Origin of the sequence: Zestomonas insulae (assembly GCF_016901015.1) — a bacterium.
Classification (GTDB): Bacteria; Pseudomonadota; Gammaproteobacteria; order Pseudomonadales; family Pseudomonadaceae; genus Aquipseudomonas; species Aquipseudomonas insulae.
The window spans coordinates 22214-43556 of sequence record NZ_JAFEUP010000003.1 but is presented as its reverse complement, the minus strand read 5'-3'; the positions used below and the strand labels follow the sequence as shown (position 1 = coordinate 43556).

The following is a 21343-nucleotide window of genomic DNA, read 5'->3' as shown; positions in this document are numbered from 1 at the left end:
TTCCCCTCAGTACTTCAGAGGTTCGAGATAGGCGGCAATTTCCTCTGCACGAGCAGCCATCTGTGGCGGCACCTGGATAGTCTTACCCAGATCCTCATAGGATTCGTCCACCAAGAAGCCTTTGGGCTTGGAAACGGTCGCCTCGAACAAAGCGCCACCCGGCGTACGCACATACACGGAGTCGAAATACCCCCGATCCTTGCGATCAGAGACGTCGGTGTAACCCAGCCCCTCTAGGTGAAGCTTGACGTCACGCTGGATATCCAAGTCGCTCACCTCAAAAGCGCAGTGATGCACAACGCCTTCGCCGTACGACCACGAGCCCTGAGGCAGATCCGAATCAAGCTCGAAATCGATGATCGTGCCACTGCCACCTTTGCCGACCTCATAGCGGCTAAAAATACCGTCAGTATTCTTGAGCGAGCCGCTCCAACCGTAATGCATGAACTCAGCCGAGTTCTCCAGATCACGCACTGACACCGTGATGCCATGAGTGCCGCGAATACCAAAGCCTTCAGGAACTACTCCGTTGGAGTACGGCTTCCGATCATCGTCGGAAATGCCGACCAACTCGTAGCAGATGCCACACGGGTGCGCGAAGTGCAGAAGCTTTTCTCCGAATCGCTCCTGGTACTCGGGCTTAAAGCCATGGCTCTCCAGATGCTTGGCCCAGAACACCAGGGAAGACTCCGGAACTGATAGTGCGAGGGTCTTGATCTGGCCACTGCCTGGTCGCGCCTTACGGCCGGACTGGCGGAACGGGAAGCAAGTAATCAACGTGCTCTCTTCACCCAAATCGTTTCCGTAATACAGGTGGTAGATTGGGTCCTCCCCGTCATAAAGCCCGGTCTTCTTAACGCTCTTTAGCCCTAGAACCTTGGTGTGGAAGTCGTAATCCTCCTGCGCACCGCCGACGTTGAGGGTGATGTGGTGATGACGCTGAATGTGCGGGTTGAGCTTCATGGCGTTCTCCTCTTGTTAGATTTTCGAACGTAGTCAGGGACGGGTGCCGGAGAAGGCGTTATCAAGCAACTGACGAATTGCCGCTGGTTCAATCGGGCGGGGGTTCCAATACGGCGAGGAGCAAGCGATCTCGACGGCTCGAGAGATGTCCGCTTCCTTCATGCCAATGTCGGCAAGTCGGATCGGAGCACCGTGCTTGGCTGCCAGATCAAAGATTCCGCGAGCCGCGGTTTCAGCACCCAGCGCACGAGCGATACGAGCCATCGCCTCGGGCGCAGCATCGGTGTTGTAGGCAACAGCGTGAGGCAGAACCACGGTGTGAGTTTCTGCATGCGGCAGGTCAAAGCTGCCCCCCAAGGTGTGGCACAACTTGTGATGGATGGACATGCCGACCGCCCCGAGGCAAACACCGCAAGCCCAAGCACCGAAGAGCGCATCGGACCGTGCCTCCCTGTCCTCGGGATTCGCGTGGATGCGCGGCAGGGCTCGACCGATAGCAGCGATACCTTGTTCGGCCAGCATAGAGATCAGAGGGTTGGCATCTTTCGAATACAGCGCCTCGACCGCATGAGCGATGGCATTCATCCCGCTGGTCACCGTCATCTGCGCCGGCAGACTTAATGTCAGATCCACGTCGTAGATGATGACTTCTGGCAGCACCTTCAGAGTGCGTTGCGTGGTCTTCAAGCCATTTTCGGTCTGGCCAATGATCGGGGTAGCTTCAGAGCCAGCGTAGGTCGTGGGGATGACGACTTGCGGCAAGTCGGTATGCAGCGCAATTGCCTTGCCTAGCCCAATGGTGGATCCACCGCCTAGGGCGACCACGCAATCAGCGCCCACGCTTTCCACTACTGCCAAGGCCTCTCGCGTGACCTCCACAGGGGTGTGCATGGTGGCGTTGTCATACAACCCCACGGCCAGGTCCCCGAGCTGACGCACCAGTGCTTCGCCTGACGCCCGCTGCTGGGGAGTAGTCAGAACCAGAGCTTTGGAACATCCCAACGCACGAACTTCCTCGGCAACCTGGGCAAGAGTGCCAAAACCAAAAACCACTCGCGATGGCAAGGCGTTGTAAACAAATGGCTGCATGCATCTCTCCTAGCTAAAGCTTTGCCCCACCGGAGAACGCCCGTGGATCATCTTTTGAGCGCTCAAACCGATAGGAAATATTTGTACGCACAACTTAGAACCTGGCCAGCAAACATGTCAATTGTTTTCTAGACAAATGGCAAAACCAGGCGTTCAGGCGAAGGACAACTCACACGTATTTGTACGGATGAGATATGGGAGGCAAAAAAAAGGGGGCAGCGCCTTGGTTCGGCACCACCCCCAAAAGGTGACAAGCTCGGTTAACTCTACTGCGCCTCGAGGGTGCCAATGCGCGTCGCCAGCGCAAGCACTCTTCTGGCCCGGTAGGCAATCGGGTAATCAACTAATAGGCCGTCAACCTGAATGGCCGCCAGGCCCTGCGACTCAGCCTGGCGAAAGGCATCGTCAATTCGACGCGCCTGGTCAACGACTTGCTCAGAAGGTGTCATGGCTGCGTTAGCCAGCTCCACCTGGTTTGGATGAATGCAAAGGCGCCCTTGAAAGCCATGCATCCGCGTGCGTTCTACCGCGAGCCGATAACCGTCTGGATCTTCGACCCGCAACCAAGCGGCATCAATTGGCGCCTCAATCCCTGCAGAGCGTGACGCATGCACCGCCAAGCTCCGGTAATAAAGGAGCTCCTCCTCACCCGCGGTCTGCTCCACTCCTATGTCGTAGGTGAGGTCACCTGAGCCGACCGCCAAACGCTTCACGCGAGGGCACGCCGCAGCAATCTGAAATATCGAAGCGAACCCTTTCGCCGTTTCAACGAGTGGCACCAGATCGAAGCCACCGACCGGCATCTGCCGCTCTCGCTCCAACTGCCCAATGACCCAATCCACTTGCCGCAACTGCTCGGCGCTCTCAACCTTGGTCAGCATCAAGCCATCGACGCCCGGCCGGACTACAGACTGAATGTCCCCATAGGCAAACTCAGTTTCTAGTGAGTTGATGCGCACATAACCCAGGCACCCTCTGGGCTGCATTAATGCATCAACGACCATTTGCCGCGCAGCGACCTTCTCCGCCAGCGGGCAGGCATCCTCCAGATCCAGGACCACCGCATCCGCTCCCAGCGTGAAGGCTTTTTGAGTACGGCGCAGGTGATTGCCCGGCGCGAAAAGCATTGATCTGATCATCACGACCTCGCTGTTTGTACGTACAAATATCACAAATCATGCGAAATCGCGTCAACGAAAATCTAAATAAAAAAAAATACTCTATTTATAACAATGACTTATATGAAATTACCCAAACTCATCACAGCGCAGCGAAGGCCTGATCCGTGCGCAAATAGCGTAATAGTTGTACGCAACATATTGACATTGTGAGGTCATTACCCCTTAGATAGAGGCATATGAGTCCATGCGACTCCACCGCTCCTAGCTCCTATATGAACAATCACAAGAACAGGGCGAAACACATGAGCAATCGTGTTAGGTCACTCAATCCCAAGGACCTTCACGCCGCGTCCAAAGCGGTCCTGAGCCTAGCGGCTCAAGGAAGCTTCTGGGTCGGCATCGATAGGGTGAGCACGCCTGCCGGAACTTGCGCGGCAGGCCAAATGTATGTCGAGTACTGGATACCCGCCGAGCTTCAACATGAAACTCCTCTGGTGATGATTCACGGCGGCGGCGGGCAGGGGCTGGATTACCTGCAAACGGCTGACGGCCGTCCAGGGTGGGCACACTGGTTCGTCCAACAGGGTTATGCGGTATACGTTGTGGACCGACCAGGGCACGGGCGCTCTCCATTTCACCCAGACTTGCTCGGTGCGATGAGCCCGCCTCCAACTTACGAGTTCTTGTCTAACTTCTTCTCAGCTCCTGCAAAAGGCCCGATGGCCTGGCCTGGGTCAGCCCTGCAGACTGAATGGCCGGGCGACGGCACCATTGGCGACCCCGCGCTGGACCAGTTCACTGCCAGCGCTGGCCCGTCCCCAGCCATGCCCATCGTGCATTCCCTCATGCGCAAAGCAGGAGGGGAGCTCCTTGATCTGATCGGCCCAGCCATTTTGCTTACTCACTCAGCAGGAGGCCCCTGTGGCTGGGTGATGGCGGATGAGCGTCCAGCGTTGGTCAAAGCCATCATCGCCATCGAACCGCTGGGACCTCCCTTCGCACAACGGCCCAACGGCAGTCTCGACTGGGGAATCACTGCAGCGCCGCTGACCTTCGACCCACCTGCGGCATCGCCGTCAGAAATTGCACGCGAGGAACGTCCAGCGTCGCCAGGTTGCGTCCCGTGCCAGGTTCAGCAAGAGCCCGCCCGACAACTGCCGAACCTGCAAGGCTATCCAATCGTCGTCGTAACGGCTCCGGCCTCATGGATGGCAATGGACAACCACGGCACGGTCGACTTCCTCAGGCAGGCCGGTGCATCTGTGGAGCACCTCCGCCTCGAGAACGCCGGCATTACTGGAAATGGTCACGCCATGATGCTCGAGAAGAACAGCGATTCGATCGCTGCCTTACTCGAATCCTGGATAGCCGAAAACGTGCAGTGACACCACGCCTACACCTCTGGCCGTCCACCGAGGCGGCCACCCCGAATCGGAGATACTTGGTATGTCGGAAAGCAAAGTAATCGTCGTAGGCGCTGGCCCTACCGGACTAATCACTGCGCTGGGCCTCGCAAAATCCGGCGTGGACGTCACCGTCATCGAGCGCGAACCCGCCATCGTCAATTCCCCGCGAGCGATGGTCTACCACTGGTCGGTAGTGGCCGGGCTAGACCGCCTGGGCATCCGTGAGGATGCGGAAAAGCTTGGCTTCAGAAAACAGGACTACTGCTACCTAGTATTCGGAACGCGCGAGAAGATCGAATGGAGCCTCAAAGATCTCGAACCGCATACCCCGTATGCCTACAACCTGCACCTTGGGCAGGACAAACTTGCTGAAGTAGCCCTCGCGCATCTCCTTCGCCTGCCTAATGCACAGGTAATTTGGAATACGAAGGTGGTAGGCCTTCAGCAAGACGAGAAATCCGTAACTTTGACCGCTGAGCAAGACGGACAGTCTCGTACTTTCACCGCAGACAGGGTCGTCGCCGCTGACGGGGCTCGCAGCCGGGTGCGCGAGTTGCTGGATATCGAGTTCGAGGGGATTACCTGGCCGGAGCGATTTGTAGCGACCAACATCCGTTACGATTTTGAGAAGCACGGCTATGCGCGCTCCACCCTCATGATCGACTCAAAGTATGGCGCGATCATCGCCAAGATCGATGACACGGGACTGTGGCGGTGCACCTACTGCGAGAGCGCCGATCTGCCGGAAGACAAAGTGCTCGAGCGCATGCCTGAATTCTTCAAGGTGATCTTGCCTGGCGTCACGAATTACGAGTTGGTGCAGTACTCCCCCTATCGCATGCACCAACGCGCCGCTGAGCGTTTCCGAGTCGGTCGAGTCATCCTGGCGGGCGACGCTGCCCACGCGACCAACCCCACCGGCGGCCTGGGCCTAACCTCCGGGCTTTTTGATGCCTATGCACTCTACCCAACGCTGACCGCCGTCATGCGTGGTGACGCTGATGAAAGCGTCCTTGATCAATGGGCCGAAGAGCGTAAGGAAAAATTCCTGAAGATCGCTTCGCCACAGGCCAGCGAGAACAAGCGCCTGATCTATCACTCCGATGACCCTAAACGCCTTGAGGAAGATCTTGTGCGTTTGCGTCGCCTTGCCAGTGACAAGGACTTCCGACTCGAGCGGCTGCTGTTCTCGCGCCAACTCGAAACGCAGCCCTCCGTCCCCAATCGCTACTTCTAAGGAGCACTCCATGAGCACCGACAACAACAAGGCGCTGATTCTGAATTACATGGAGCTCGTTGCCGCAGGCGATATCGATGCTGCCTTGAACCTGGCGGCAGACGACGCGACCTTCTGGCACCCCATGGCAGGCACTCATAACAAAGAACAGCTGCGGGAGCAGTTCAAGCAACTCGGCACATTGATGAGCAGCTTTTCCAGCAAGGTCGTCAGTATCACCGCGGAAGCAGATCGGGTGTCCGTTGAGGTCGAGGCCCAGGCCGAAACCACTACTGGCCGCCAGTACAAGAATCAGTACCACTTCATGTTTGTGATTCGCGACGGAAAGATCTCTGAGTCCCGTGAGTACGTGGACAGCGCCCCGGTCGTAGCCGCGTTTTTTTGAATCGCCTGCAGCCGTATCAATGAATAAGAACAAGTAAGAGGAGCTAGATCATGACCAACCTAGCCGCGAAGCAATCCGACATCGTCGAAACACTCCCGTTTGTCACCGCGGAAGTAAACTACGCTGGCGAGATTTCTGGACGTGCCGTATTCGATACTGTCGAACCCGACAAAATGAATATCGCCTTCGTACCCAGCACCGTTCAAATTCGCGATGTACGAAAAGTACGCGACACCTTCAATCTCGATACCCACGGGTTCGCGTACGTGCGCCACTCCAGTGAAGCCGCCGCCCGCCCCGAGCTTCGCGACCAGAACCTCACGCTCCAAGGCGTGCACAGTGAGATTAACGAGGTCTACCAGAGCGAAATTGCCGCCTATCTCCAGCAGCTGACTGGCGCTCGTGAGGTAATCGCACAAACCAGCGGTTTACTCGTTCGCACGTCCAACCGCGCCAAGAAAAAGTCCTGGGCCACACCTGCGACCTTCGTCCACCTCGATTTCACTGAGGACTCGGCCAACAAATTCCTGCGCTGGTCGCTGGAAGAAACCGGGATCGATATCAAACCCTACCGACGCTTCATGGTGTTCCAAACATGGCGTGTGATTTCCGGTCCGCCTCAGGACAGCACTTTAGCTATCTGTGATGGGCGTAGTGCTTCGGGTACCGATGCAGTTGTCATGGACTCCGTGATCGGTCCTCGGGACAAACCGGGAGCGTTTTTTGAATCCCGCCTCTGCCTGGCCAATCCGGCGCACCAGTGGTACTACCTGTCCGACATGGAGCCCGAGGATTTGCTCATCTTCAAAGGGTTCGACAGTGACATTCCGCACTCGATGAATGCGATGCATACCGCGTTCGACGATCCGTCCGCAACTGATCAGGCCATTCCGCGCGTCAGCGTTGAAGCCCGTTTTTTTGCCTTCTTCGACTGATCCCTGAAAGCATTCAAAGAGAAAACTCATGAGTAACAAATCGCTTGAAGGAAAGGTCGCCATCGTTACCGGCGGTGGCCGAGGACTGGGACGCGCACATGCCCTGGCTCTCGCAGAAGCCGGTGCTCGGGTGCTTGTAAATGATCTGGGAGGCAGTGACCGCGGCGAAGGGGCCAACAACGGCCCCGCGCTGGAAGTTGTTAGAGAGATCCATGCCGCAGGTGGAGAAGCCAAGGCTAATACCTCGTCCATCTCGGATTGGGATGGTGCCAAGAGCGTCGTCGACGACGCCATCAGGCACTTTGGCCGCCTCGATATCCTAGTGAACAATGCCGGGATTTCGCGATTCGGCAGCGACATCGCCAGCATTTCCAAAGACGACTGGGAAGTGACCATGGCAGTAAACCTCACCGGCACCGCCGCCATGTCTCACTGGGCGGCTGCCCACTGGCAGGAGCGCGGACCGGAAGCAGGTCGTGCCATTATCAACACCTCCTCGCCGGCCGGGGTCAACCCATTGCCCGGCAGTCCGGCTTATTGCGTATCCAAAGCAGCCGTAGCCGCGCTCACTCAAACCTCCGCGGCTGAATTGGCGCGACTCGGTGTACGCGTCAATGCTCTCGCGCCCATGGCACGAACGCGCATGACCGATGCCGTACCGATGATCGACGCGATGATGAAACGAAGCGAAACCTTCGACCCCTACGGGCCAGGCAATGTGTCGCCACTAGTGGTCTACCTCGCCTCCAAGGAGTGCCGTTTTACCGGCCGAGTATTCGGAATCGGCGGTGGACGTACCTATCTGTTCAGCGGCTGGAGCGCCGACGCGGAGATCGTGGTCGAAAATGATTTGATCACCATTCCCGCTATCGCCGAAGCCCTGCGGGATGTCCCGGTTGCCGAGCGGCCCTACATCATCATGCCCGGCCTGCACCTACAAAAGCCCTTCCCGGATGACGAGATTCTGCAGGCACTGAATCTGGCATAACCCCCACTCTCCCAAGCGCGGCTCAGCCCCCTGAGCCCGCATCGTCAGGTAACTATGAAAGCAGCAGATCTTTTTTCAGTTGAAGGGTACGGCGCCATCGTCACCGGCGGCGCCAGCGGCATCGGCCTGGGGATGGTGGAGGCGCTGGCCGAAAACGGCGCCCGAGTAACCATGATGGACCTGAACAGCCAACGGCTTGAAGAGCAGACCGCACGCCTCACCGCGGCCGGATTCGATGTGCGCGGCCTGCGGGTCGATGTCAGCGACCGCGAGGCCGTCAGGAAGGCATTTGCGCAAACCGCCGAGCACTATGGCCGGCTGGACTGCGTATTCGCCAACGCCGGCATCGATCCCGGCCCCGGCTTCGTGTCAATGACTGACCGCAGCCAGCGGCCGACGGAATATGCGCTCGAGAACTACGCGGATGAGCGCTGGGACCGGGTCATCCAAGTCAATCTCAACTCGGTGTTCTACTGCATCGGTGAAGCGGCACGGCACATGAAGCCACGCAACGCTGGTCGCATCGTGGTCACCACCTCCACTGCGTCCGTGCGGGTTTCCCCTGGCATCGGTGCGGCCTACATGGCGGCCAAAAGCGGTGCGGCGCACCTGGTGCGCAACGCAGCTCTGGAATTGGCGCGTTACAACGTCCTAGTCAACTCCATTGCCCCAGGCCCGTTCGTCACCAACATCGGTGACGGCTTCGTCCACCAGCCGGGAGTCCAGGAAGCGTTCTCTTCGCGCATTCCGCTCAAGCGCATGGCCAGCATCAACGAGATCAAAGGACTGACCCTGCTGCTCGCTTCGGGCGCCTCGAGCTTCATCACCGGCGAACAGATCGTCATCGATGGCGGATATACGCAAGGGCTGGCCGACTAAAGCAAAGCAGCTCTGGATGGTGCATTTTGATTCCGCCAGCAAACAGCAGACCTCAAGCCTTACTGGACGGTCTGCTGTTTGGCATACCTCAATGGCGGCATGCCGAAGCGTCGTTTGAAGAGTTCGCGGAAAGCACGCTCGGACTGGTAGCCAACTTTTTCCGCGACGAGCGCGACGGAAAGCCCTGCACGGATCGATTCAGCGGCAACCTGCATGCGCAACGCAATTAGGTAGTCGACAGGAGACTGGCCCACCAAACTGGTGAACCGTCGTCCAAAGGTATGTCGAGACATCCCAGCTCTCTCAGCCAGGGATTCAATTGTCCAGGCCTGCTCAGGGTGCGCATGCATGGATACCAGGGCCTGACTGATGCGCCGATCGGCCAAGCCGCGCAACCAGCCTGTGCTGTGCGACGGTAACGAGAGCGCATAGGCTCGAATGAAACTGGTCAGAATCAAATTAGAAAGGTGCGTCGCAGTAGCGGTGTAACCGTTGTGGTTTGCGGTGTCCTCGCACGCCAGAAAGTCCAGCAGTGTGCTTATCCAGGGAAACAAGCCACTGGCACTACCACGCAGATGAATCACCGGTGGTAGGGATTTGATCAGGACATTTCCGTCTCCCGCCTGTAGCAGGAAAGCCAGAGTCAACATTCGCCCTATCTTGGCGCCCTCTCCCAATTCCAGGCCAGCAAGTGGGGAGGCCTGCCTCTGCCCCGGCGCAAGATGGGGTAAACCCCGTTCGGTCCAGTAGCTCTGCAACTCGACGCGAGCAGCTTGTGGACTGGAGGCCAACGCATAGCGCCGCCCATGAAGCAACAGCACGGAATCGCCAGGCTCAAGCATCACTGGCTCCTGATTTTCCACCAGGAGCCAGAAGGGTGAGTCTATGCAGCAATGTGCCAGAGAGTAGTTTTCCGAAAGAGGCGGCATGTCTAAGCCCCAGCTTTCTCTCAAGGCAAAGATCCCAGCCGAATTCGCTTCCACTTTAAGGGACAGTAGTACCTCACCCAGAAGATCCATCACCCCAACCCTACGCAATACAGCCGAAACTCAATACACCATAGCATGGATCAGAACAGGGCAACCTCTTAAGCTGGGCTCACAAATACAACAACGAGCCTGGAGGAGAAGCCTCATGTTTCTCAACAACTGCTGGTATGTCGCTGCATGGAACTATGAGATCGAAGACGGTCTGGTTTCACGCACCATCATCAATGAGCCCATCGTTCTGTATCGGAAAACGGACGGAACAATCGTCGCCCTGCAGGATCGCTGCTGCCATCGCTCAGCACCTCTATCCATCGGGCGCAAAGAAGGCGATTCGCTGCGCTGCATGTACCACGGGTTGAAATTCAACGACAGCGGCAAGTGCATCGAGATTCCTGGTCAGGACTCGATTCCGCCGCAAGCGTGCGTTCGTGCATTTCCCGTAGTCGAACAGAACAGCTGGGTTTGGGTGTGGATGGGTGATCCAGCCAAAGCCGACCCTGCACTGATCCCCCCTGCGGTGTCGCTCGACAATCCTGATTGGATCTTCCGTTCTGGAAGCATCGACTATCAGGCCAACTACCAGCTCGTGAACGACAACCTCCTAGACTTCTCGCACCTGTTCTATCTCCATAAAGATAGCTTCGGTGTTGGTGAGGACTGGGCCCACACGCGACCGAAAGTAACCCGCCTCGATCGAGGGGTGCGGGTGCAGCGCTGGATGCCAGATCAACCAGTGCCAAATCACCTGAAAGCTACGGTGAGTGTCGAGACCATGGACCTGTTCAGTACATATGACTATCTAGCTCCGGGCGTGATGGTGATGCACTCCTACGGATTCCCTGGGGGCACGGTGAAGCAGTTTGAAGGGCAGGAGCCTCACGGCATTCACCCGATTCGCCACGACGTCACTTGCCAATCGATCACTCCGCTAACCGACGGTACCTCTCGATACTTTTTCTCTTGGGCGCCTAACCGACACGCCCTGGCCGGTGCCACTGATGCGCAAGCCGACGGCATGCTTGCCATCGCTCGTCAGGCCTTCGAAGAAGACAGGATCATGATTGAGGCTCAGGCGCGCGTTCTTGATCAAACCCCCAACCCGAAGCAGGTACCGATCGCGTTCGACAATGCGCTTTCACAAATGCGCTGGGTTCTGGACAAGCTGATCAACGAAGAGCGCCAACCCGCCCTGCAGCCTGTTGCTGCTCAGTGATCCCCGATTAGCCTCCCGATGAGCACATGCTGGCCTCCCTCCAACTGAGGTGTGGCCAGCAACGAAAGGAATACCGAGATGTCCGATCTCACTCTGCGCATTAGCGCCATCAATGCCGAAGCGAAGGACATTCTTAGCTTCGAACTTGTCTCCATTGACGGACAAAATCTTCCCCCGTTCGAGCCAGGCGCGCACTTGGAAGTCCACTTAGCGAACGGGCTGAAAAGACACTACTCCCTAAGCAATGACTGCGAAGAGCGGGACCGATATGTCATCGGCGTCAGCCTGGCGCCCGCAAGCCGCGGCGGCTCCAGATTTCTGCACGGTGGGCTGCAGGTAGGTGACAACATCCGCACTAGCCTTCCTCGAAACCACTTTCCTCTTATCAAGAACGGCGAGCGGTACGACTTCATAGCTGGGGGCATCGGGATTACTCCGATCCTTGCGATGGTCCGTTGGTGCGAAGCAAACGGTAAAGAGTGGTATCTGCACTATCTGGCTCGCAATCGTCTTCGCGCCGCCTTTTATGAAGAGCTGCAGCAGTTGTCACCAACGCGAGTGAAGTACCACTTTCTCGATGAACATGACGGCCAACCCCTAGACGTTGAAAAAACGCTCATGGGGATCCCTCAGCACAGTCATATCTATTGCTGTGGTCCAGGGCCTCTGATGGAGAGAGTAAAAGCGGGCACCGACAACCGCCCGGCGGAACATGCTCACTTTGAATGGTTTTCAGCAGCCCCGCAGGTAGCCGCGGACCTAACAACAGGCTTCACCCTGATAGCTCGCAGAAGTGGGATCACTGTGAATGTCTCCCCCGAGCAAAGCATCCTCGAAGCCCTGGAAAGCAATGGGCTGTGCGTACCTTTCTCATGCCGCGAAGGTCTCTGCAGTAGCTGCGAAACGCGCGTGCTGGCCGGAATTCCAGAGCATCGTGACTTCGTTCTGTCGGAGTCTCAGAAGGCCAGCAATCAAACGATGCTGATCTGCGTGTCTCGCTCCAAGAGCGAGGTACTTGAGCTGGATGTGTAGGCCTCCTGGACCTACACCGCGGAAGCACAACGTGACTCTCCGGCTGCGTTGAGCAGGCCCGCAAGCTCGACATCACGGCGCTTCCATAAAGAAACTTCACTGCATACAGGAATCAGAGCATGCTCAAATCACGAGCTGCGGTGGCATTCGCCCCAAATGAACCGCTGCAAATCGTTGAAGTAGATGTTGCTGCGCCGAGGGCCGGCGAGGTGCTGGTTCGCATCATCGCAACCGGCGTTTGCCACACTGATGCATACACGCTGTCAGGGGCGGATTCAGAGGGTGTTTTCCCGACGATTCTCGGCCATGAAGGTGGCGGGATTGTGAAGGCCGTTGGTGAGGGGGTGACTTCCGTTGCTATTGGCGATCACGTGATCCCGCTGTACACAGCAGAATGCCGTGAGTGCAAGTTCTGCAAGTCCGGAAAAACCAATCTGTGTAGTGCCGTGCGCGCGACTCAAGGCAAAGGACTGATGCCCGACGGCACGAGCCGTTTCTCGTACCAAGGCAAGCCGATCTACCACTACATGGGATGCTCGACATTCTCCGAGTACACCGTCCTTCCGGAAGTCTCGCTGGCAAAGATCCCGCACGAGGCGCCACTAGAAAAGGTGTGCCTGCTGGGCTGTGGCGTCACCACTGGTATCGGCGCGGTCCTTAACACGGCCAAGGTTGAAGCGGGTGCTACCGTCGCAATCTTCGGCTTGGGTGGCATTGGTCTCGCTGCGATTATCGGCGCGAAGATGGCCAACGCTTCACGCATCATCGCGATCGACATCAATCCAGCCAAATTCGATGTCGCCAAGGACTTAGGGGCCACTGATTTCCTAAACCCGTTGGACTACGACAAGCCGATCCAAGACGTAATCATCGAGCTCACCGACGGAGGAGTGGATTACAGCTTTGAATGTGTCGGGAACGTTCAACTGATGCGCGCCGCATTGGAGTGCACCCACAAAGGTTGGGGCGAGTCAGTAGTCATCGGTGTCGCCGCTGCTGGCCAGGAAATCAGCACCCGCCCCTTTCAATTAGTGACCGGTCGCGTCTGGCGAGGCTCCGCATTCGGTGGGGTTAAAGGCCGTACTGAGCTACCCAGCTATGTGGAAAAGGCTCAGAAAGGCGAAATCCCGCTGGATACCTTCATTACCCACACCATGGGTTTGGACGAGATCAATCTGGCCTTTGATCTGATGCGCCAGGGCAAGAGCATCCGCACGGTCATCAACTTCAACTCCTGAAATATCACTCTCTGCGCGCGGACATCACCTGTCCTGGCAGTTCGTCTGCACCTCACCCGTCGCCAAACAAGGAGAACAGCAATGAGTATCTTCACCCACGTAACAGTCGGAACTAATGACCTGCAGAAAGCGCGCAGCTTCTATGACGATGTCCTGAAGCAGCTGGGCCTTAAACGCATCGCCGATTTAGGTGAGACGGGCTCAATCTGGGGAGTAGATGCTCCTTCGTTCTTCGTCCTCCATCCGGCAAACGGTGCACCAGCAACCGTCGGCAACGGGATCACCATCAGTTTTGAAGCACCGAACCGCGCGGCAATCGATGCCTTCTATGCCGCTGCTCTGAAAGCTGGCGGTAAGGACGAAGGAGCTCCGGGCCCTCGCGGCTGGGCGCCGAACGCTTACGCCGCATATGCACGTGATCTTGATGGCAACAAGCTAGCCGCTTACTGCTTCAAGCCCGCGTAAGCCAAGCGCGACGCCAACATTCAGGCGGCGTCGCCCACTCCCCATTCTTGTTCCCCATCAGAAATGGTGCGGTGTTCGACGAATGGACAAACCGTGAGTCCACACAGAACACACAACAAAAAGGTGAACGTATGTCTGGCAATCGTGGTGTTGTTTATCTCGGCGCTGGCAAGGTCGAAGTACAAAAAATCGACTATCCGAAAATGCAGGACCCACGCGGGAAGAAGATCGAGCACGGGGTGATCCTGAAAGTGATCTCCACCAACATCTGCGGTTCGGACCAGCACATGGTGCGTGGCCGTACCAGTGCCCAGGTCGGCCTAGTACTCGGCCACGAGATCACCGGCCAGGTCATCGAGAAGGGTAGTGACGTCGAAAATCTGAAGATCGGTGACCTGGTTTCGGTGCCGTTCAACGTTGCCTGCGGCCGTTGCCGCTCCTGCAAGGAAATGCACACCGGCGTCTGCCTGACCGTCAACCCGGCCCGTGCCGGCGGTGCCTATGGCTACGTCGACATGGGTGATTGGACCGGTGGCCAGGCCGAATACGTGCTGGTCCCCTACGCAGACTTTAATCTACTCAAGTTCCCTGACCGTGATGCGGCCATGGAGAAAATTCGGGATCTGACCTGCCTGTCGGACATCCTACCCACTGGCTACCACGGCGCGGTCACCGCCGGCGTCGGCCCAGGCAGTACCGTCTACGTCGCCGGTGCCGGTCCCGTAGGCCTTGCCGCCGCCGCTTCCGCGCGCCTGCTGGGTGCCGCAGTGGTCATCGTCGGTGACGTGAATCCAGTCCGTCTTGAGCACGCAGTGCGACAAGGTTTCGAAATCGCCGACCTATCCCAAGACACACCGCTGCACGAGCAGATTGCCAATCTGCTAGGCGAGCCGGAAGTGGATTGCGCAATCGATGCGGTAGGCTTCGAAGCACGTGGTCATGGTCATTCCGGTGCGCAGCACGAGGCCCCAGCTACCGTGCTGAACTCGCTGATGCAGGTCACCCGTGTGGCCGGCAAGATCGGCATCCCCGGCCTCTACGTCACCGAAGATCCGGGCGCTGTAGATGCCGCGGCGAAGATCGGCAGCCTGAGTATCCGCTTCGGCCTTGGCTGGGCGAAATCCCACAGTTTCCATACTGGGCAGACCCCGGTGATGAAGTACAACCGCGCATTGATGCAAGCCATCATGTGGGACCGCATCAACATTGCGGAAGTGGTGGGCGTGCAGGTCATCAGCCTGGACGACGCACCCCGTGGTTACGGCGAGTTCGATGCCGGCGTCCCAAAGAAATTCGTCATCGATCCGCATAAGAGCTTCAGCTGAGCCTGAAAGCTCTTCCCAACCGCGGCGGCAAGCTGGGCGCAACGCTGTAGCTGCCATCAACTTAAATAGGTGACCAACGTCGCCCTAGGCGCAAGTTTGCTCGCTGACCACCTACGACGCAGCCAAGCCCGATAGCGCTCTTTCAATGCTATCGGGCTTGCTCCATATGCGTGCCATACGCCAGCGCCTTAGCGGCTATGCAGTGCTCCGGGCGCGATACCGTATCACCAGGACAGCTTAGATATCCAACTCCAGAACCGGAGTTTTGGAGCGAGAGACGCAGATAAGCATCGTCTGGTTGGCCGCCTTCTCCGCATCGGACAAGACCTGATCCCTGTGCTCGGGAATCCCACCTAGCACGCGGGTCTCGCAGCTGTTGCAGATGCCCTCCCGGCACGAGTAGGGCGGCAGCAATCCCGCCTCCTCCAATGTTTCGAGAATGCTTTTGTCGGCAGGCACTTCGAGACTCAGGCCACTGCGCCGGGCTAAAACCGTGAAGGCCCCGGCGCTTGCTGATTCCTCATGGACCGCCGCCTCGAACCACTCGAAATGGACCAGGCCGCTCGGCCGACCGGCTGCGGTATCACGCACTTGCGTCATCAGTCCGGCCGGACCACAGCAATAGAGATGCGCAGCCGGTGGAATAGCCTGGACGACAGCGTTGATATCCAGACGAACACCGCCGTGCTCATCCCGGAAATGCAAGTGCTGGCCCCGTGGCGGCAACTGCTCAAGCACATCCAGAAAAGCCGCGCCAGCGCGCGACTTCGCCAGATAGTGCAGGCGCCAGGATTTTCCCTTGGCCTCGCACCAGAGGATCATCGGCAGAATCGGCGTGATGCCAATGCCGCCGGCGATGAACTCGTAGTGCTCGCCATCCTCGATCAGGGGGAAATGGTTGCGGGGCGGGCTGACGGTGAGCCGATCACCCTGGCGCAACTGCTCGTGGACATAGGTCGATCCCCCACGACTATTGGCTGACAGACCAACAGCAATCTTGTATCGATGGCGCTCGATCGCATCATTACAAAGGGAGTAATGCCGGCTCATGCCATTACCTAGTTGCAACTGGATGTGGGCGCCAGGCGAGAACAGCGGCAGCTCACCGCCATCCACGGCCACCAGCTCATAGCTATTGACGCCCACAGCCTCAGCCCGAACTGATTTCACGCAAACAGTAAGATCGGTACTCATCGCGACATACTCAACTGGCGATCAGACGAATCGGCACATGCTGCCAACCGTTGGCAATGTTGTTCGACAGTCGGCGTGGCTCGCCCACCAGCTCAATACGCGACACACGACGAGCCAGTACCGAGAACAGTGCCGAATACTCGATGCGTGACAACGCCTGGCCGATGCAGGCATGAATGCCGGCGCCGAAGGACAAGTGCGAGAAGGGCTCGCGCCGGACATCGAACACCTCGGGAGAGCTCCAGACCAAGGGATCACGGCTCGCCGCCAGAATCGACAAGGCCATGTGATCACCCTTCTTCAGCTGAACCCCGCCGACCTCGGCATCACACGCCAGGGTACGGGCCACGAAGCGCACCGGCGGTTCATATCGAAGCGCCTCCTCGAAGGCACGCTTGAACAGCAGTGGATCCTGTAGCACTTCCCACTGCTCCGGATACTGGGCAAAAGCACGCAGTGCCGAGGTCAGGGCAAGCACCGTGGTGTCAAAACCGGCAGCCAGGATAGACGCAACCAGCAGCCCAGCCTGTTGCTGGTTGACCACTCCGAGCTCAGGCAAGGTGTAGATCTGATCCGCCAACCGCCCTTTGACAACTGCTCCAGGAGCGCACTGACTCATCACCCACTGGAACGCAGGGCCGGCTCGCATCATCGACTCACGTGCGCGCTCGTTGTTCGGCCCGACCGAGTTGAATATGGCCTCGCCAAAGGGCAGAAGATTTTCCCGTCCCTCGGCAGGCAAGCCTAGATAGTCGGGAAATACCTTGAGCACGAAATCCGAGGCAATCTGTGTCGCATCAACGACATCCCGCTGCAGCAAGGCGCTGACCTGCTCCTCGGCCACCGCAACGAAGTCATTGTGGGCTTGCTTCAGCGCGACCGGAGACATGAACTTCATCAGGGTATTACGCAGCGTCGTATGCTCGGGCGGATCATCCGTCACCAGGATCTGGGGAATGGCCGAGTTGCCCTTATCGAATGGTTTGGAGAGCGAGGAAAAAGTCCTCCAGTCGCTCAGGATCGACTTGATCAGGTCATGGCGACCGACGAAGTAGCACTGGTATTTCTCCAGCCAGGAAACGGGTGCCGCATCACGCAATTCGCCGTCATAGGAAAAAGCGTTCTCCACAGCCTCGTCGGAAAATGGATCACTGGTTACCACAGGGATATCGGGGTTCATTCGTTACTCCTTGTCAGCGCAGCGTTTGTTTTGCTTTGTAGCTAGCACCACGAGTAAATGATCAATAGGCAGGCTTTCGCTCAAGGCATCGCTGGCCCGATTACTCGGGCTGCTCCGGTGTCAGGGTGTTTTGCCCTCGGTGAGGTAGCGAGTCAGCGCCTCAAGGTCCTGGTCACTGACCTCCGTCTTGCGGAAGAAGGGCATGATCGAAACGCCATTGCGTACGAAATAGGTAATGAACTGCGGCGCCAGATCCTTACGCTCCTCCAATGCAGCCGGCACCGCCCCCTTGTACTTGGCCTCCAAGGCGAGCGTGCCGGGGTGACGGATACCTGGCGCGTGGCAGGCCGCGCACCACTGCTGAAAGACTTCCTTGCCGCGCGCGGCAGAGACTTTTCCCTCAGGCTGTGCAGCGATCACAGTGCCCCAGGCGGTGACTAGAAGAATGCCGAGCCAACGCTTCATTTACGCTTCCCCCGTAGATGTTTCGGCCATATGCCATAGCGACCGGGTGAAATGATTCCGTTAGGATCGATCGCATCTTTGACCGTCTCGTGGAAGCGCAGCAGGGCATGATCACCGAATGAGTAGGTGGCCATGACATCGTCCTGGTAGGCCGGTGCAGTGCGGTATTCCCCCCAGCCTTCCTTGGCCGCGATCTTGATCATTTCGCGGAACGCTGCACGGTTCTTCTTATTGACCTCCTTGTTCTCGGTCACAGGGAAACCCACGATGAAGACGAAGGCCCGCTCCCATACGGCTGCCGGCAGAGTGATCGGCGTCAGCATCTGTACGCCGAGCTCGCGAGAGGCCTTGGCGAAGACCTCGTTGGCACGCAGCACGGCTTCGCCCGTACGTGGGATTACTGGCGAGAACCACATGTGCCCATGGCTCGGCGTGGGATTCCAGGAGGTCCGCGCGCCGATGGAGAACAACCTCAGACTCGGTATCCCGAACTGGGTCATATGCACTTTAGATTTCTCTTCCTCGGAGAGCGGCAGCTTGTGAAACGAATGCTCCTTGCACTGTGCATCCGGGATGGCCTTGAGGAACTGCTGCTGAGCGTATTTCCACTGGGCCCGCACTACCTCTTCTGGGCCGTAGAACGTGAGATGGCAGCCCCAGTAATGCAGTCCATTCTGACGCCCGTATTGCTCTAGCTGGTCTGGAGTCGCACCACTCTGCAGTAGCTCCATCAGCTTCGGTGGCGGCATCGGCGGCCCCTCCTCCCAGATCTTCTCCGCCTCGGAGATGGAAGGCACCCCTAGCAGCGGGCTCATGAAATCTGGAAGACCATCAAATACCCGAGAATTTTCCAGGTGATTGATGGTGTCTACGAACGGAACGATATCTCGGAAGCCTGGGACCGTTACCGTGCACTTCAAGTAGGCCTCGGGTTCCGGCATCATCCAGAAACCCATCTTGGTAACGATGCCGAAGTTGGATTGCGAGAAGATCCCGTCTACTACCGGTCCAAACCCGCTTTTGTACTGCTGCCAGGTCTCGGAACCAGGCAAAGCGCCCATACCGGTGCGCATGAGCTCACCGTTTGGCAGCACCACCTCCATGCCGCAATGGGCCTCAAAATGGTTGCGGAATCGCGCCGCGGTATAGCCACCGCCACGATCCAACGCATTGCCCACAAGACTTCCCCAGCCTGGGTCGGGAATGTCCATCCAGAGCTTGATCTTGTGCTCTTCCAAATGGCGATACAGATCGAAATAGCTGACACCTGGCTCAACGAGGCAGAAAGCCTGCTTCTCGTTGACCTCTAGTACACGGTTCATACGCTTCAGATCGAGCACCACCGACCCGGAATAGGCAGGCGCAGAGCCGCCATAACCCAAGTTCTTACCGGTGGAAATGGGGTAAAGCGGGATCTTGAAACGATTGGCTGCACGCACAATCGCCTGCACCTGCTCGACGCCATCAGGTGCTACAGCGGCTGACGCGATGCGCTCCTCAGCCTCCCCCAAGTAAGGGGAGTAAGCGTCGCGATACAGTCTGAGATCTTCTTCGCTTGTGTAGACCCATTGGTCCCCGACAATCCGCTTGAACTCGTTCACGGCAGAGTCGAAGTCTGCAGGGGTTATGCCCGATGGCAAACTCATGATCACCTCTGATTATTATTGGAAATCGTTCAGGCTGTGCGAAACGAGGAGTGCACTGTCTGGTCGGCAGCTATTACCCAGGTCACTTGGTGAGTTTGCCCGCCCATGGGTACGGCATTCTTAGAGACCACAACCCGGGCCTGATCCATGCGAGCCGAATAGAACAGCGGACCTGGCAACTCACCCGCAAGCCGGGCCACTGCACGGCTCCAGTCGGGCGCCTCGCGCAGTGCCGCCGTCATAGCTGGAATCAATTCGGCTGGTGCATCGATCCGATGCTCAATGCCACCGCCAGGCGTACGCACATGGTCGATCCGCATCACAACTCGGTGATGACGATTCCAGGCCAGTTGCTCGAGGCACAGCAGAGCCGCCGGGCTCGTAAGACCGGCAATAGTTGCAGGACGCTTTGCCCAAAGTGGATCTAATGTGCTGAACCAGACACCAGTTACATCGCCCTCAATAGGAGCCTGTTGGATGCCCATTCGCATTAACTCATCAGCAATGGCTCCACTTGCCGCAAAACGGCTGTCGTACACCATCGCATGAACGGAACCACTGGCACTCGCCGGAGTGGAAAGGACGGAAAAACCCAATCCAAGTGCAGGGGCGGCAACCGCCCCCTTGAGGACAGTACGACGACTCATCTGCCAAGACGGCAACGGAGTCGCCGCGGCATCGTGGCCGAATATCGCTCTAACAGAGCGAGAGATCGTTGAACGCTCCATCCATCACCTCAATCGAAGAAAGCGATGGTACGGACCTCGAAACTGGAGCGCGGCGCAGCGTCCGGTCGCGAGGTGGGATCATTGATGGCGGAGTGTGCTACTCGCTGCGTGCGGTTTGCGTCACTGTCGAACAAGGTGAAGACCAATACCTCGTCCGGCTGCATATCCGGGACGTAATACCAGCGCTGGGCCGGATCATGGAGCAGGTTCATCCCAACGAGTGGAGTCGGCACACCTGGACGATCGTGAATTGGCACATGCCGAAGCTTTTCCGGATCAATGGTGCGCCCATCGACAAAGGCAAGAGGCATGCGCTCTACCGCCTTGATGCCCCTCCAGACATTGATGGCTGCCCAGCGCTTACCAAGAAGCTTCTCGGCGTCCGGACCATCCCCCAGCTCCTGCTTCGCCCAAATACGGAAGCTCTCCTCGGTGTAGTCGATATGAGCATTGGCCGCGGGCTGACGCTTGCCTTCCTTCTCTCCTTGCTCGAAACGCCCAACCTTATGGAACACGATGACGCGCGTCGCACCTGTCAGGGTTTGAACGAGCTTTTTGACTTCAGGAACGTAGACTTCGTTGATTTCTTTTTCGTCGGTGAAGTCACGCACGTCAGACTGGTGCTTGTGGAGAATTGCACCATTGGTCTCCAGGGAGAACGAATCTAGAAGGCCTCGCGCATTGACGACCTCGGTCTCGTGCTCTTCAAAGCTACAAGTCGACTCACCATGGGACAGCGCGTAGAAGATACCAGCGGGCTTGTCAGCGGCCGCATAGCGCATTTTTACACGTACGGAGGGATGGGCAGTCGCATTCATGACAGGCTCCTTTTTTTGTGTTGTCGGGCCGTGGAGGAATATGCGTC

General features: G+C 57.8%; 21 protein-coding genes. 11 read left to right on the top strand and 10 right to left on the bottom strand.

Annotation, left to right across the window (positions count from 1 at the left end):
- Positions 1-6 precede the first annotated feature (6 nt).
- From JQX08_RS10075 to JQX08_RS10065, 3 genes are all read right to left on the bottom strand, one after another.
- Positions 7-963: a VOC family protein gene (locus JQX08_RS10075; RefSeq protein ID WP_205348252.1), complete on the bottom strand. Its 957-nt coding sequence runs from the start codon at positions 961-963 to the stop codon at positions 7-9.
- Positions 964-996: 33 nt separating this feature from the next.
- Positions 997-2052 (bottom strand): maleylacetate reductase, encoded by a 1056-nt coding sequence (locus tag JQX08_RS10070; protein ID WP_205348251.1) that lies wholly within the window; start codon positions 2050-2052, stop codon positions 997-999.
- A 266-nt stretch (positions 2053-2318) separates the two neighbouring features.
- Positions 2319-3191 (bottom strand): HpcH/HpaI aldolase/citrate lyase family protein, encoded by an 873-nt coding sequence (locus JQX08_RS10065; protein ID WP_205348250.1) that lies wholly within the window; start codon positions 3189-3191, stop codon positions 2319-2321.
- A gap of 284 nt (positions 3192-3475) precedes the next feature.
- On the opposite strand from JQX08_RS10065, the gene JQX08_RS10060 reads away from it, so the two are divergent.
- The 6 genes from JQX08_RS10060 to JQX08_RS10035 all read left to right on the top strand — a co-directional run bounded on the left by JQX08_RS10060 (position 3476) and on the right by JQX08_RS10035 (position 9003).
- The gene (locus JQX08_RS10060) at positions 3476-4558 is read left to right on the top strand and encodes an alpha/beta hydrolase (RefSeq protein ID WP_205348249.1); all 1083 of its coding nucleotides are present in this window, start codon (positions 3476-3478) and stop codon (positions 4556-4558) included.
- 61 nt (positions 4559-4619) lie between these two features.
- The gene (locus tag JQX08_RS10055; protein ID WP_205348248.1) at positions 4620-5816 is read left to right on the top strand and encodes an FAD-dependent oxidoreductase; all 1197 of its coding nucleotides are present in this window, start codon (positions 4620-4622) and stop codon (positions 5814-5816) included.
- Positions 5817-5826: 10 nt separating this feature from the next.
- The gene (locus JQX08_RS10050) at positions 5827-6201 is read left to right on the top strand and encodes a nuclear transport factor 2 family protein (RefSeq protein WP_205348247.1); all 375 of its coding nucleotides are present in this window, start codon (positions 5827-5829) and stop codon (positions 6199-6201) included.
- A 50-nt stretch (positions 6202-6251) separates the two neighbouring features.
- Complete coding sequence (locus JQX08_RS10045; RefSeq protein WP_205348246.1) at positions 6252-7136, top strand: CmcJ/NvfI family oxidoreductase; 885 nt, start codon at positions 6252-6254, stop codon at positions 7134-7136.
- A 28-nt stretch (positions 7137-7164) separates the two neighbouring features.
- The gene (locus tag JQX08_RS10040; RefSeq protein ID WP_205348245.1) at positions 7165-8124 is read left to right on the top strand and encodes an SDR family NAD(P)-dependent oxidoreductase; all 960 of its coding nucleotides are present in this window, start codon (positions 7165-7167) and stop codon (positions 8122-8124) included.
- Between the two features lie 54 nt (positions 8125-8178).
- A complete protein-coding gene (locus tag JQX08_RS10035) occupies positions 8179-9003 on the top strand; it encodes an SDR family NAD(P)-dependent oxidoreductase (protein WP_205348244.1) in 825 nt (274 codons plus the stop codon).
- A 59-nt stretch (positions 9004-9062) separates the two neighbouring features.
- Here the strand turns inward: JQX08_RS10035 and JQX08_RS10030 are convergent, their stop codons facing one another.
- Complete coding sequence (locus JQX08_RS10030) at positions 9063-10022, bottom strand: AraC family transcriptional regulator (protein WP_205348243.1); 960 nt, start codon at positions 10020-10022, stop codon at positions 9063-9065.
- Between the two features lie 115 nt (positions 10023-10137).
- Between JQX08_RS10030 and JQX08_RS10025 the strand changes: the two genes are divergently transcribed.
- The 5 genes from JQX08_RS10025 to fdhA all read left to right on the top strand — a co-directional run bounded on the left by JQX08_RS10025 (position 10138) and on the right by fdhA (position 15265).
- Positions 10138-11205 carry an aromatic ring-hydroxylating dioxygenase subunit alpha gene (locus tag JQX08_RS10025; protein ID WP_205348242.1) on the top strand — a complete coding sequence of 356 codons (1068 nt, stop codon included), beginning with the start codon at positions 10138-10140 and terminating at the stop codon, positions 11203-11205.
- A 78-nt stretch (positions 11206-11283) separates the two neighbouring features.
- Positions 11284-12237, top strand: a complete 954-nt coding sequence (locus tag JQX08_RS10020) for a PDR/VanB family oxidoreductase (RefSeq protein WP_205348241.1) — start codon at positions 11284-11286, stop codon at positions 12235-12237.
- Between the two features lie 119 nt (positions 12238-12356).
- Positions 12357-13475, top strand: coding sequence for an S-(hydroxymethyl)glutathione dehydrogenase/class III alcohol dehydrogenase (locus tag JQX08_RS10015; protein ID WP_205348240.1), 1119 nt, complete (start codon positions 12357-12359; stop codon positions 13473-13475).
- A gap of 81 nt (positions 13476-13556) precedes the next feature.
- Positions 13557-13940 carry a VOC family protein gene (locus JQX08_RS10010; RefSeq protein ID WP_205348239.1) on the top strand — a complete coding sequence of 128 codons (384 nt, stop codon included), beginning with the start codon at positions 13557-13559 and terminating at the stop codon, positions 13938-13940.
- A gap of 131 nt (positions 13941-14071) precedes the next feature.
- On the top strand, positions 14072-15265 hold the full coding sequence (gene fdhA, locus JQX08_RS10005; RefSeq protein WP_205348914.1) for a formaldehyde dehydrogenase, glutathione-independent: 1194 nt from the start codon (positions 14072-14074) through the stop codon (positions 15263-15265).
- Between the two features lie 237 nt (positions 15266-15502).
- Here the strand turns inward: fdhA and JQX08_RS10000 are convergent, their stop codons facing one another.
- The 6 genes from JQX08_RS10000 to JQX08_RS09975 all read right to left on the bottom strand — a co-directional run bounded on the left by JQX08_RS10000 (position 15503) and on the right by JQX08_RS09975 (position 21296).
- Entirely contained in the window at positions 15503-16459 is a 957-nt protein-coding gene (locus JQX08_RS10000) for a PDR/VanB family oxidoreductase (RefSeq protein WP_205348238.1), read from the bottom strand.
- Positions 16460-16469: 10 nt separating this feature from the next.
- Complete coding sequence (locus JQX08_RS09995; RefSeq protein WP_205348237.1) at positions 16470-17639, bottom strand: cytochrome P450; 1170 nt, start codon at positions 17637-17639, stop codon at positions 16470-16472.
- A gap of 120 nt (positions 17640-17759) precedes the next feature.
- Entirely contained in the window at positions 17760-18104 is a 345-nt protein-coding gene (locus JQX08_RS09990; protein WP_205348236.1) for a c-type cytochrome, read from the bottom strand.
- Complete coding sequence (locus JQX08_RS09985; protein ID WP_205348235.1) at positions 18101-19705, bottom strand: FAD-binding protein; 1605 nt, start codon at positions 19703-19705, stop codon at positions 18101-18103. The genes JQX08_RS09990 and JQX08_RS09985 overlap by 4 nt, the downstream gene beginning before the upstream one ends.
- A 74-nt stretch (positions 19706-19779) precedes the next feature.
- Complete coding sequence (locus JQX08_RS09980; protein ID WP_205348234.1) at positions 19780-20397, bottom strand: hypothetical protein; 618 nt, start codon at positions 20395-20397, stop codon at positions 19780-19782.
- 89 nt (positions 20398-20486) lie between these two features.
- Positions 20487-21296, bottom strand: coding sequence for a CmcJ/NvfI family oxidoreductase (locus tag JQX08_RS09975; RefSeq protein WP_205348233.1), 810 nt, complete (start codon positions 21294-21296; stop codon positions 20487-20489).
- Between the last annotated feature and the right edge of the window lie 47 nt (positions 21297-21343).